Raw genomic sequence first — 13,169 nt, forward strand, 5'->3', positions numbered from 1 at the left:
TAAAAAGGAATAAAATGAAAAGAAATATAAACGGGAATGACCTGTTAGCCATAGGTTATCAACCAGGAGAAATATTGGGTTTAGCCATTAAAACGGCTTTAGCATTAACTGAACTCACTTTTAATGAAGCCAGTGATTTGCTAAGTAAGGTAAAGGATACTCCGGAAAATTATCTGGACGATGAAATCATGGAGCCACTGGCATCTGCCATCATAGAAGCCGCCAATGCGCCAGCAGACGAAGTGATCCCTTTAAAAGCCCATATACAGGGGTATGCACGATATGGTGAAGCCTTTATTGAAGAAGGTGCCAGAAAACAAATGGACATTGCCATGAAACTACCGGTAACGGTAGGGGGAGCGCTGATGCCAGATGCACATCAAGGATATGGATTGCCAATTGGCGGGGTACTCGCAACCCGAAATGCCATTATCCCTTACGGGGTTGGTGTAGATATCGGTTGCCGAATGGCACTTTCTATTTTCGACATCCCTGAAAGCCATTTTTACGGAAACGAAGCAAAGTACAAACGGGAATTGCTTGCCCATACTAAGTTCGGTGCCGGTCATGGCTTCCACGGGAGAGAAAAATCGGATCACGCAATTATGGATCACAATGATTTCAATGCGACAGCGATGTTAAAGCAATTAAAAGACAAAGCTTACTCGCAACTTGGAAGCTCCGGGGGTGGAAACCACTTTGTGGAGTGGGGAATCATAGAATTTGAGAAAAAAGATGAGGTGCTGGGTATTGAAAAAGGGAAATATGTAGCCTTATTGAGTCATTCAGGATCACGTGGGTTTGGTGCAACACTCGCTGGGTATTATACCAAACTGGCAAAGGAACTTTGTAAACTTCCTCAGGAAGCCGCAAATCTGGCTTACCTGGACATGAATTCCGAAGAAGGACAGGAATATTGGCTAGCCATGAACCTGGCTGGAGCTTATGCCTCTGCCTGTCATGAAGTGATCCATAACAAACTGAGCGAGGCCATAGGAGCGAGGGTACTGGCGAAAGTTGAAAACCACCATAATTTTGCATGGAAAGAGATCTATAATGGGGAAGAAGTGATTGTACACCGTAAAGGAGCTACCCCTGCAGGGAAAGATGTCATGGGTATTATACCCGGCTCTATGACCGCACCCGGCTTTCTGGTAAGGGGAAAAGGTGAAGAAAAAGCCATCAATTCCGCTGCACATGGAGCCGGTAGACAAATGAGCCGTTCAAAGGCCATTAAAAGTATCACCAAGGAAGAAATGCGGGCCATATTGAAAGACCATAACGTAACCTTAATTGGTGCAGGCTTAGATGAGGCACCTATGGCCTATAAGGACATCGATATGGTCATGAATGCGCAAAGAGAGCTTGTGGATATTGTTGCTAAATTCAGTCCTAAAATCGTAAGAATGGCCGACGATGGTAGTCGTGAGGATTAAGAGACCGATAATAGCAATCGGAATGGAAGAAAGGAAAGAATGAAATCAAAAAGGAAGTGCCAAAGAAAGAAATATGCTCCTAGCAAAAGGTGAATAAATGATGGAAGCACGTATTGCTGAACACAGAAACATCAAGAATTGGAACTGCTGAATTGTATCTTAGCGCTAAGCTTTTGTGCACTTTAATGTAATTATTCACCTAATAATGAGTAGTGTATAAATTATTGAAATGAGCCTCATTAAGTTTATGGTCTAAAATTCAAATCGTAATGACATCAAATAACCGAAAATCATTTTTAGAATTAAGAATCATCTGGAAGGACGAGGACATGTTCGAGTTGAAAGCGACCGCATCGAACATTGATTTTTCCGGAACAACTCAGGTTTATGATCAATCGGAGAACGTATTACGATTCGCATCAGCTTTAACAGATTTTCCAAAAGGCGACAAGACTTTATTTTTTGAGTCAGGTGAGAAAGATAGCTATGCCTATTTTTCAATGAAATATTACCCAATTGGTAGAAGCGGACGAGTTGGAGTTGAAATAAAGTTGGAAAGTAATGTCGCAACAGCATTTAGACAAGAGGAAAAGAATAAATTGAAATTAGAAATCATTGTTGAACCTAGTGCAATTGATAATTTCCAGAAAGAATTGGTTCATTTAGCGAAGGCAGAAGAAGGCGGCGCTATACTTTATGGTAACGACAATAGGATTGACAACTGATTTGGACTTCAACGAATAATTAAATGAGCACTTGGGGGACGGGAATAAAAGACAACTGTCCATTCGCTAATCTAGTTTCTTCAGGTTCTTACAATATTTATTACTCCGTAATCTCCAACTGGGCATTTTATGGATAGGGATAAAACACAGCAGGCAGTAGTAAAGTCAATACTGGTAAATAGCTAATAATTTGATTGTTTAATTCTTTTAAGAATAAGTGGCAATACAATTAATCCGATTCCAACGCCAAACAATGATCCTTTTAAGCTGTCAGCCATATTGATGAAATGGGTAATTGCTATCGCTCCTGAAATAAAAAAAAGCCCAATAGGGATTAGTATAAAAGATTTGTCAAGTTTCATAATTCTTTCTATTTGTTGTTCAGGAATATTGACCTGTAATTACTACTGTCAACGTTTATGCTTTGCGTTTAGGGTAATTGAATATACAAAAATTGTAGGAGGACAAATTGGAAATGTATAATATTAAACCTCAGCCTGACAGTGGAGCGGTAAACCGGGCACGCGATAAATATTGTCTTCTCCATTTATCAGGAATTTTGGCAATACTAATGCTTGCCCACTTTTATCGAAATTTACAAATAGATAAGTCCAGTTTAGCTACTTTAAATCTTTAGTATACTCATAAGCGCCCAAGAAACCTTGAAATGCAGTATCGAATTAAAATCCATGAACACTATCAATTGCGCTCATTACATCTACGCTACCTACCTTTTCTCCATGTATTTAGCAGCATAAAAAAAATATGCATTGGAACGGGCCTGGGCTTATTTCAAATGAGATCAGCGCATCAATGATGACCTCTTTAGATCAGGAGATAAATCAAGATTGGTATTACCATTTACCTTCAGGTGATTAAAGCAGCCCTAGCAACGCTCAACTGTCAGGTAAATGCTAAATAAATCAAAGTAATTCAAAATTAAATGAATAATCATTTAATTTTGAACGAATTTTAATTATGCGGACTAGAGATATCAATAAAGAACAATTGGTAAAGCAAAAAGCGATAGAAACTATTGTACTACACGGTTTGGAAGGCTTTACCATTAATAAACTTGCGAAAGCCTGTGGGGTTTCGGTCGGCACACCTTACGTTTATTATAAAGATAAGGACGACCTTATTCTAAAGATCGTATTGGAAGAGGGTGCAAAAATGGAAGCGGCAATAAATAAAGGTTTCGATCCAGAGGCTTCACTCGAAGATGGCTTGCGGATCCAATGGCGTAATCGGTTCGATTATATGATGGAAAATCCTTTGCTGGGACAGTTTTTCGATCAGATCAGCAGTTCAACATACCATCAGCAGTTTCTTGAAATGTTCGCAAGCAATACAGACCCCTTCTTAAGTAAGTTCAAAAATAATATGGAGCGTTTCATCTCTAATAGTGTAATGCGGAGCGAAATGGATGATTTGCCCATTGATGTTTACTGGTCGATTGCATTTGGTCCTTTATATACTTTAATGCGCTTTCACCAACAAAGACACAGTATAACAGGAGCTTCGTTTGAAATCAGCGAAGCACTGATATGGACCACCTTTAAACTGGCACTGAAAGCTTTGAAAAAATAACACGGCTCATAACAGCAACTACAATACGAAAAATATGATAAATTCCTTCTTGATGATAGGCCAATCAAATATGGCGGGTCGCGGATATTTGACTGATGTTAAACAGATTTATGATGAAAAGATCAAAATGCTGGTGAACGGTCGATGGCAAACGATGACAGAACCAATTAATTTTGATAGGCCCACCTCCGGAATAGGACTTGCAGCATCATTCGCAGGTGCCTGGAGATTAAAAAATGATCAGGAAGAAATCGGGTTAATACCTTGTGCTGACGGAGGTACCAGTCTCGACGATTGGGCGGACGGAGGCGTACTTTTTGAAAACGCCGTATTGCAGACAAAGCTTGCTTTAAGAACCAGTAAATTGAATGGGATTTTATGGCACCAGGGGGAAAATGATAGTTTTGCTGGACTTTCTGATCTATATTATGATAAGCTGAATATAATCATTGATGCATTTCGCCGTGAGCTTAAGGCTCCAGATATTCCTTTTATTACCGGCGGCCTTGGTGATTATTTAAGCGGTGGCAGGTACGGTAAATATTTTACTGAATACAACCAGGTTAATCATGCACTTCAGAAATTAGCTGAAACGAAACCGAACTGCTATTTTGTAACGGCAAATGAATTAACGGCTAATGTAGATGGACTCCATTTTGATGCCATATCCCTGCGCAGGTTTGGCGTCCGGTATTTCAACTCATTTTTTGATAAGAAAAATATTCTGGTACCGCCTGCAGACGAGAATATGTTAATCGAAATCATACAGGATAGGGTTTTAACCAAAAAAGACCAGGCTGCATTGTTAGAGATTGATTTTGCCATTGGTAAAATGTCCTTAGCTGATCTGGAGGAAAAACTGGCACTGCTGAACCGGCAATCAATTTGAAATGTTCATTGTCTCTAAGGGTAAAATCGAATAAAATCCGAGTACCTAAGAAAGCCTACCAATTAAAGAATTTCACACCGGATACCCGTAAAAAAACAAATTACAGACAGCACGCTGAAGGTAAATTCGTTGATGAATGGGGGAATGTAAAGATAATTAGAAATCATCAATTAAATAGGTTCTTCCATATCTGGATCTTCAGAACCCTCCAACATTCGTTGCTCCATAATCTCCAATGGGATATTTTGTAGGCAATTACTTGAGTTGTTCAATCTCAATACTGCCATCTAGTTCTTCTGCCTTGTCAAAATTGAATTTAGCTAACTCCATATCCCCAACCTTTGAATAAAAAAGGCCGAGGTTTTTATAAGCATGTGCATTTTTTGGATTTAATGAAATACTTTTTTCAATTAGCGCCTTAGCTTCTTCAAGTTGATTCCTGAGCAGCTTAACTTGTCCTAGATTATTATAGGGCTCTGCAAGCTCCGGTTGAAGTTTGATTGCCTTTTCGAGGTATTGTTGCGCCTCCTCATAGTTCTCCAATACGATTAAAACATGGCCTAAGTTATTTAGAACGATGGGATTGTTTTTATTCAGCACAAGTGCCTTATTGAAGCTGGTCTGGGCCTCATAAGTCTGATTGGATAAGGTTTGAAAATATCCCATGTGTATATAATCATCGATGGTAAACTCAGTGAAGTTTTCAAGGTTTGTCAAGTACACTTTTGCCTCATCTAATTGTTTTTCCACGATTAGAATGGGGATTAGCTGACGGATAGGTATTTCCTGGTAAGGAAATTTTGCAATGATAGTCTTTAATATAATTATGGCTTCCAGGTTTTCCCCTTTTAAAAGATGTTTTCTGGCAAGGGCATAATCAGCAAAAACTTTCCTTATTCGGTAAGTAAACAAAATAAGTTTCCCGTCATTGTATAGATTGTATGCTTTGATTGTACGTGGTGCAAGATCAAAGAAAAGTGAAATAAAAGAGCAAATAATTAAGCAAAAAAAGTAGAATTTAATTGCCCCGTGCAGCTCCGTATTGAAGATAAAGTATCCTAAAAAACAAGAAAGAATGATGCTGAAGAATGACCCAGCCAATAAAATAATTATCCAATGGATGTAATTGTCAACTATTTTATCCGACTTACACAAACCTCCACCTTTAATAAAAAGGGCAGGGGTGATGTGAAAATGAAGTCTTCCAAGGCTAAAGTTTAATTTGCTATTTGGGTTTCCATAAGATCCAATATAGATATCGACTCTATTTGAATTGGTTAATGTCAGATAGGCAATCGCATGTCCGAGTTCATGAAAAATGGATAATAGGGGACTAGTGATAAAAAATGCAATATATAATCCAATGAGAACAATTGTTAAAAACAGCAGGGGGTTCATTTTCGAGCACTAATTGAATTGGACTTATAAATTGGTCTAATATAATAATTAAACAAGATTTAAATCCAGATAAAAATATCGGGCCTACTGTAACTTTATTCCTCTTGGTGCTTCTAAGTTTAAAATTAGCTACTATATGGGATTATTTTCAGCATTAATGGGCAATGCCGGCGCGGTAAATCAGGACGATTTAAGGAAAAGCTACGGCACACTGCTTACAGATAGAGAAGAAATTGAAATGGGTTTTAAATTGATCAGGGACACTTTCATCTTTACCAATAAACGACTGATCATTGTTGATGTTCAGGGATTGACCGGAAGCAAGACCGAGTATGTTTCTATTGCTTATAAAGCGATTTCCAGATTTAGCGTGGAAACTGCCGGTACTTTTGACCTGGATGCGGAATTAAAAATTTGGATCTCCAGTGAACCTACTCCAAGTATCCGTAAGAAATTCAATAAATCAGTCAATGTTTTTGAGGTACAGAAAGTGCTTGCACATCATGTTCTGGGATAGTTTCTATCTCTAGAAAAAGAAAATGATGGAGCAGTCCAATGCACCGCCTCCAGAAAGTGTGTAGCTTTTGAGGCAGTGCATGGGTCTGGCTTTAATTTTAACTCCTGCCTTACCAACAACTTTGGTAGGCTATTTAATTGTAACATCACCAATTTTACTACAAATACTCTTCAAACATATTTTTGCCTTTATGATATATGATGTACTCTGTGTTGCGCGCATCCCATATTTGAACATAAATTGTTCCATCATCATTCTTGCCAATATTAATTAAGATGTTGTCTTCTTCTTCATTCGTTTCCACTTCAATTATATCACCTACCTTAATAAATGCCTCTACGGCCTCCGGTTCCTTCGTTATTGACATAGAGTCATTGCTGCAATTTTGAATTTGGATTTTAATTTTTTTCATTCGAAATGTGTTCTTAAAATGTTAATTATTGACAAAACTTATTCCGTCATCTTCGTAATCGTATCTTAAAAAAATTGATCTTCAACCAAATTCTAAACGAAACTTATGCTGTCAAAAAATACGGTATATAGTCTTTTGCACAACGCTATAATCTCCATTTCTTCCTTCTTTAAAGCAACGCTATTTTTGTCTCCGCCTTTCCAAAAATGATTGTCGTAGATAAAGTCCTTTAAATTCACCATTGCCGATTGATCGAAAATGGGTAGGAGCTTTGAATGGTCAACCTGAATAGCAAAATCCTGGATAAGATTGATATCATTCAATACGATTAAAGCTGTAGATTTCTCCTCCAGAAAACTAAATTCAAATTTGGATAACAATTTCATATCATTCACATTATAAATGTCATGGAGGTTTTCCTCCTCTATCCATTGTCTGTAGTTTTCCTGATCAAGGTAGGGGTTTTCTAACTTTTGCAGCACAGATTTGATATCTACAGCCGTCTTTAATACAATTAATTTTTCACCGTTTACCAGGAGCTTATCTTCTCCATCTACCATATCGGTGCCCCATACGGTAAGAACAGTCAAATGATTAAAGTCTAGCTCAATCAAATATTTCCTGTATTTTTCCGATGCATTAAAATCTTCCATTATTGTAATTTAGGTTTTTTATCCCTGAACCATTTCTCTGCATACTACTAAATATTAAATCAATTGCGAATTATAGCTAATCAGATTAAATCTTTTTCACTTCAAAAACCTCTTTAAGATCATCTTTTATAAAACTAGCCTGGAACTTGAATGACATAGTTGCTATTGAGTAAGAAAATAATAAAGCACCAAGTGGGAAAGCAATCTGAGGCCATATGGAATTGCTTATTATAACGACTACTAAGCCGACAAACTGAAGTAGTCCATAAAATAACAATGAAAATATAATTCGAGAAGTCCGAGGTTTTACGGTAATGAGAATTGTACTTCCTAACTCCCAGTTAAGAAAAGGAGGGGTGGGATCAATCTTAGCGAATAGCGTCATCTTTTTTAAGAGGACTTACATAGGTAAGTTTTTCGTAGGGTAGCAATGTCGTATGTGGGATACATATGATTTAATTATAGATCTTTAATTTTGACCGTATCCATCTAAGAGTAAAATTTCCGCCCTGTTTCCTTTTTCTGTTCTATTCATAAAGAATTTAGCTATGAATGTTCCATTTCCATTAACATCTGTTTGGATAACCTCGCCCTTTATTTCATCACCCTGTTCTGATAATTTGCCGTGATAGTCTAATAATCCCATTTTATTTGGCCCTTCAAAATCGAAACTTACTTGCCTTTCTAATTCTAAACTAGATTTATCTAAAGGTATTAATACCCAATTGCCCCCAATTTTAAGTACGCCATCTTTATAGTATAGCATTTGTTTTTTGGTAGAAAAAATCACATCCCCATCAAATTTTCCATCGTCCCATGTTAAAGTCCAGATATAACCTGGTAATGGGCCATAAAGACTTTTTTCAATTAAATTCGGCTCTTTTTTACAAGAATTGAAGATAACTGCAATAAGACACAATAGGAGAGCGTGCCTTGTAATTTTCATAATCTTGACTTTTAAATAAAAATACTAGATTTATTGCGCCAGAAAAATGACGAGAAATTAGGGTTTTAGAATATATTTGACTTACTGTTTGTACAAGACCGCTAGTGGTATTGATGTATTTCCATCACCCCTGAATTGAGGATTCATTTGAACTCTTTTTCCATCATCATATACCTTGTCTTTGTTCGTGTTGTTAAATATTGCAAACTGCTCGTTTAGAAATTGGTTTAATTCCCCCACCGTTATAATACTATCTTCATTTTGATCTGCCTTACCATTCAATCCTAAAAGCACATTTTGAGTGAAAACCCCATTGGGAGTTCCGTCTATTGAGTATTCATCAGGACGGCAAGCAAGAAGCCAGTTCATCCCCTTTCCGGCGGAGGCAAGTCTTGAGTAAAACAATTTTAACGCATCTTCAGGAGAAGTCATCTGACCTTTTTGTCCAAGAACAGAATTGGCATTCCATGTGCCAGCATGACATGCATCTACTATACACAACTTTCTTGCACTCGATTTGCTTATTATTTGGTTGATACGTTCATAGGAAAGCGCCCCATCGTAAGCACAGAAAGCCCCAACTCCACCATGACCGGAAAAGAAAGTGACTATTACATCATTTTCTTTTGCTTTGTAAAACAACTTTTCTGCTGTGGTGAGAATTTTCTCCACGGTTGCATCTTGATCTGTTAGTAGTGAAATATTGTCTAGGTCTACAGATCCCCCTGAAATACTCGACCAAAAAGCACTCATAGATGTGGCGTCATTCACAGAACCCTTTAATTTACGTTGAGGAAACCCGATATTATCGTAAATGTTTATCCCAACTGCTAATACATATATTTGCGGATGCGATCTTTGATTGTTAGGCGGATTAAGATAGGAAAGATTAACTTGTGGTGAGGTATAAATAACTTCATTGATGGTTATATTATCCAAATAGTAATTGCCTCTTTCCCAGTATAACCTTGCCAAATTTAAGGCGCCTTTAAATTCGAATGTTAGTACCATTACATCATTTATATATGTTTCATATCTTTCAGAATTTTTTTTGATAGAAACATGATTGTAACCAGTTAAATTGACCTCTGCTTTATTTGTTGGAGTTACGGTAGCTTTTTCTAAATATTCACAACCCTTACGCTGATCTATACTAGCAGTTACATAAATACTATCGCCATGAATTCTCAAGTTATAAAAATCACCTCCTGGACATTGATCGGTTACTCCATGAAAATCAAAAAGAAATCCGAGTGAAAACCCGCTCTCAACCATTGTACTAACTTTGAAATCAAAATTTAGTTCACCATTAGCAAAATCGTCAATTCTTCGAATCTCACTAGGTAAACCAGCATAAGTAAATCCCCACGATCCGGGGGGCAAGCTTAAGTAATAATTTTGTTGGTCAGTAATAAAACAATTGTAAATAGGATCATTAGTTTGCCGGCTCCAGTTCCAAGATGCACCACTGAAATTGTCACTTTCTCTTGTAATCACGCTTTTCTGCTGAGCCGAAAGCTGAATTGAAGCCAAAGTTAATACCCATATTAAAAGATAATTTCTCATAAGATGTATTTTATAGTCTAATTTATTTAACTCTGAACTTAAAGACAATACCTACTAGTTTGTATTTTATAGTGGTATATAGATGTGTTTGGGTGGTTCATTTCCTTCCTTCGCGGCATGAGTACAGGGTACATGACAGCGGAAGATTACGAAGCAGTATTTCACGTATTAAATTATCAAAGAGGCCAATTGAATTAGGAGTCGGTTAGATAAACTAGTTGAAAATAATTAATAGTGGGGTTTAACAAATCACGCTTTCCTACTTTTACCTTTCCAGTACTCAATAATCCTTTTCTCTAAAATTGCTTTCCTTGAAAGAATGCTTTCAATTTGCATGTCGGCAGCCTCTAGTCCTTCCATAGGATCTCGAACCTCAATTTTTTCAAACCATTTTAGATCAATGTTGTCGTACCGCCCATACATTTCTAGAAATTCCTCAGGATTGAACCATCTTTTGGTTGATGGTTCAAATATCCATTGCCTTTCCTTAATAGCATTATTAAATATGGTTCTGATAAGGTCTATTGACCTTACTTTTTGCTCATAATTATCAACATAGCTCATTAATGGTTTATGATCTCTAATTGGTCCGTTGCCCATCGCAGTAAAATTGGATAACAAAATTACTAATATTTTTAGTAAAACAACAAGAAGAGAATTGTCATAAAACAAAAATCCCCCACAACAATTAAGTAGTGGGGAGATATACTAAATGTTATTAATTTTATTTAAACTTTCCAAAATGATTACTAACGATTCCACCTCCTGTACCAACGGCAGCAATTGCATCGGTATAGGTTCCTCCATTCCATTTCAGCACTAAATTACCATCATTTTGTAATTCTAAATACAAACGCTGGTTAGTGAGATAGGAGCCTCCCACTTTGTAAACATCAGATGTCCAAATCATTTGATTCGAAGCGGTGGAAATGATTAAATTTCCATCTGCTTGAAAATACAAGCCCTGGCCATTGGATTTGTTTGATGCCCACAAGGCTTGTCCAGTGCTTACCTTAGAAAGAACTAAATTCCCGTCGCTTAATTGAAATTGCAATATAAATTGCCCATTTGGACTAAATGTTTCTTGACCTCTTATGGACGTTCTAACTCGCCGAACTTCCAATTAAGAAAAGGAGGATTGGGATCAATCTTAGCGAATAGCCTCTTGATAGCGTCATCTTTTTTAAGAGGGCTTATATAGGTAAGTTTTTCGTAGGGTAGCAATGTCATATGTGGATACGTATGATTTAATTATAGATCTTTAACTGGATCGGATCCTTTGATTTTCTAAAATTGTATAATTTATCGTTGTGGATGTACATGCTTACCGAATCCGCGGTCAATAAGAGTGTGTCGTTCTTTTGTTCACATTTGCCATCTAGAAAGCTAGTGGAAGATCCGGGACCCTCACTATATGATATGCTAAATTCATTGTATTTATTCCATTTGGTAATCCTAAAAGTGGTATCCTGTAAATTAAACCTCCATTCATCAAAATGTCCTTTATATTGATTGCTCATTTCCAAAGTAAAAACCCAATAGGTAATCACAGATGCTACAATACAGTTGACGAAGAACAAAGGACTATAGACTCTTTTGGCAAAGAATAATACAACTCCGATCACAATATTGATGATAAAAGCAATTGGTACAACAATATAGATAACCATCGCTGATCCCGGACCAAGATCCGAATTAATGGCCCAAACCCAAATGACCAGAACATCAAGAAGCAGAAGGACTAATGACCCTTTAAAGATTTTTGAAGATGAAAAACTCATATTATCTGGGGTTAGGACGGAAATCGGTTGTGCTCATCTCTGCGATCTTTTTGTATAGAAATATTAAGCCAATAACCAGGCTATGGGAACAGCAATGAAGTTAAAAGCTGCATGCAGTAAGATGCCATACTTTAATCCGTATTTCACCCTAAGGTATCCCATACTCAAACCTCCAAAGATCTGCGAACCGATATAGAAAATAAATGACGGGTCAGCTAAAGTTAATCCTTTGGCATTTGTGATGTGTATGTATCCAAATAAAATTGCCGTATAATAAAATAAGAACACATAATAGGTTCTGAAGACTTTCACTTTTCTTAATCTATCCAGTTTATCTATGACCATAACCGCAACAAGACCAATCACCAATAAACCTAGGCCAATAAAAAATAATGCATAATCATTTTTGACAACAGTCCATGCTGTAACTACAATAGAGATCAGGACAAATAAGATACTCCATTTAGGCTTACGTAGTTGCCATCTAAAAAGCACTTCTTCAGCAACTGGAGCAAATACAACTCCTAAGAACATAGCCAAACGAAATCCGTATTTAAAAATATCAACTTCTTCATACTTCCTAATCAATCTAAAATGTAATAGAGAATAGTAGATTACTCCGATGAGCGTTGCAAATGCGATATCTAAAACCAATAACCACAACAAATCCTTCCACAACATTTTCTTGTTCTTACTCAAAACAAGCAAACGCGGGTATTTTAAATATTGCCAATAGGCAGAGAGCGATTCCAACATGTATCAGAAAAATAAAAAGACAAGAAATTATAAGAACACATGGAGCACTTTCTGCTTCCAGCTCAGGTGGTTGTTCAACTGCTTAGGATCAGTAACCACTACCTGAGGTTTCTCCTTATACAGGGATAGCTTACCCTGAACACTGATCTTTTTGTGCAGGAATAATTTTAAGACATCACCACCAAATTTCTCATAGTCTTTTTTATCGATAAACACTGACATCAGCTGATTGGGATAATTTCCACCAATATTCAGTAAAGTATGACTTTCAAAAGCCCGGCCGTCATAAACAGAGTCTACCAAAACAACCTCTTTTCCAGCAGCCTTAGGAATATCCGTTAATCTCCACTGGCCAACTACATGTTCAACCAATACCTCCTGGGCTTTTAGCCCAAAGGAGCCAGACACCAATAAACAAATCAATAAAAGCGTTTTCATGCAATAAAGATAATAGATTCTAAATGAATTTAAATGTCATACAAGAAAGAACATTCCTGTAT

Annotated in this window: 16 protein-coding genes; 5 read left to right on the forward strand and 11 right to left on the reverse strand. The window is 37.0% G+C overall.

The window, feature by feature from the left end; all coding sequences use genetic code 11:
* Window positions 1-14 precede the first annotated feature (14 nt).
* Window positions 15-1,436 (forward strand): RtcB family protein, encoded by a 1,422-nt coding sequence (locus tag HQN83_RS02750; protein ID WP_173088355.1) that lies wholly within the window; start codon window positions 15-17, stop codon window positions 1,434-1,436.
* Window positions 1,437-1,705: 269 nt separating this feature from the next.
* Window positions 1,706-2,161: a hypothetical protein gene (locus HQN83_RS02755; protein ID WP_173088357.1), complete on the forward strand. Its 456-nt coding sequence runs from the start codon at window positions 1,706-1,708 to the stop codon at window positions 2,159-2,161.
* 182 nt (window positions 2,162-2,343) lie between these two features.
* Here the strand turns inward: HQN83_RS02755 and HQN83_RS02760 are convergent, their stop codons facing one another.
* Window positions 2,344-2,523, reverse strand: a complete 180-nt coding sequence (locus HQN83_RS02760) for a hypothetical protein (RefSeq protein WP_173088359.1) — start codon at window positions 2,521-2,523, stop codon at window positions 2,344-2,346.
* Window positions 2,524-3,139: 616 nt separating this feature from the next.
* On the opposite strand from HQN83_RS02760, the gene HQN83_RS02765 reads away from it, so the two are divergent.
* Entirely contained in the window at window positions 3,140-3,751 is a 612-nt protein-coding gene (locus HQN83_RS02765) for a TetR/AcrR family transcriptional regulator (protein ID WP_173088361.1), read from the forward strand.
* Window positions 3,752-3,785: 34 nt separating this feature from the next.
* Window positions 3,786-4,640, forward strand: coding sequence for a sialate O-acetylesterase (locus HQN83_RS02770; RefSeq protein WP_173088363.1), 855 nt, complete (start codon window positions 3,786-3,788; stop codon window positions 4,638-4,640).
* A 255-nt stretch (window positions 4,641-4,895) separates the two neighbouring features.
* Here HQN83_RS02770 and HQN83_RS02775 read toward each other — a convergent pair whose 3' ends face one another.
* A complete protein-coding gene (locus HQN83_RS02775) occupies window positions 4,896-6,038 on the reverse strand; it encodes a tetratricopeptide repeat protein (RefSeq protein WP_173088365.1) in 1,143 nt (380 codons plus the stop codon).
* A gap of 136 nt (window positions 6,039-6,174) precedes the next feature.
* On the opposite strand from HQN83_RS02775, the gene HQN83_RS02780 reads away from it, so the two are divergent.
* A complete protein-coding gene (locus tag HQN83_RS02780; RefSeq protein WP_173088367.1) occupies window positions 6,175-6,555 on the forward strand; it encodes a PH domain-containing protein in 381 nt (126 codons plus the stop codon).
* Between the two features lie 157 nt (window positions 6,556-6,712).
* On the opposite strand, the gene HQN83_RS02785 is transcribed toward HQN83_RS02780, so the two are convergent.
* The 9 genes from HQN83_RS02785 to HQN83_RS02825 all read right to left on the reverse strand — a co-directional run bounded on the left by HQN83_RS02785 (window position 6,713) and on the right by HQN83_RS02825 (window position 13,107).
* The gene (locus tag HQN83_RS02785; protein ID WP_173088369.1) at window positions 6,713-6,922 is read right to left on the reverse strand and encodes a hypothetical protein; all 210 of its coding nucleotides are present in this window, start codon (window positions 6,920-6,922) and stop codon (window positions 6,713-6,715) included.
* 137 nt (window positions 6,923-7,059) lie between these two features.
* Entirely contained in the window at window positions 7,060-7,620 is a 561-nt protein-coding gene (locus HQN83_RS02790) for a hypothetical protein (RefSeq protein WP_173088371.1), read from the reverse strand.
* A gap of 469 nt (window positions 7,621-8,089) precedes the next feature.
* Window positions 8,090-8,566, reverse strand: coding sequence for a hypothetical protein (locus tag HQN83_RS02795; protein ID WP_173088373.1), 477 nt, complete (start codon window positions 8,564-8,566; stop codon window positions 8,090-8,092).
* Between the two features lie 81 nt (window positions 8,567-8,647).
* A complete protein-coding gene (locus HQN83_RS02800; protein WP_173088375.1) occupies window positions 8,648-10,132 on the reverse strand; it encodes a caspase family protein in 1,485 nt (494 codons plus the stop codon).
* Window positions 10,133-10,381: 249 nt separating this feature from the next.
* Entirely contained in the window at window positions 10,382-10,732 is a 351-nt protein-coding gene (locus HQN83_RS02805; protein WP_173088377.1) for a hypothetical protein, read from the reverse strand.
* Between the two features lie 124 nt (window positions 10,733-10,856).
* Window positions 10,857-11,186, reverse strand: a complete 330-nt coding sequence (locus HQN83_RS02810) for a hypothetical protein (protein WP_173088379.1) — start codon at window positions 11,184-11,186, stop codon at window positions 10,857-10,859.
* A gap of 193 nt (window positions 11,187-11,379) precedes the next feature.
* Entirely contained in the window at window positions 11,380-11,913 is a 534-nt protein-coding gene (locus HQN83_RS02815; RefSeq protein ID WP_173088381.1) for a hypothetical protein, read from the reverse strand.
* 63 nt (window positions 11,914-11,976) lie between these two features.
* Window positions 11,977-12,669 (reverse strand): CPBP family glutamic-type intramembrane protease, encoded by a 693-nt coding sequence (locus HQN83_RS02820; RefSeq protein ID WP_173088383.1) that lies wholly within the window; start codon window positions 12,667-12,669, stop codon window positions 11,977-11,979.
* 27 nt (window positions 12,670-12,696) lie between these two features.
* On the reverse strand, window positions 12,697-13,107 hold the full coding sequence (locus tag HQN83_RS02825) for a hypothetical protein (protein WP_173088385.1): 411 nt from the start codon (window positions 13,105-13,107) through the stop codon (window positions 12,697-12,699).
* Window positions 13,108-13,169 lie beyond the last annotated feature (62 nt).

Source organism: Pedobacter foliorum, assembly GCF_013266735.1.
GTDB classification, from domain to species: domain Bacteria; phylum Bacteroidota; class Bacteroidia; order Sphingobacteriales; family Sphingobacteriaceae; genus Pedobacter; species Pedobacter foliorum.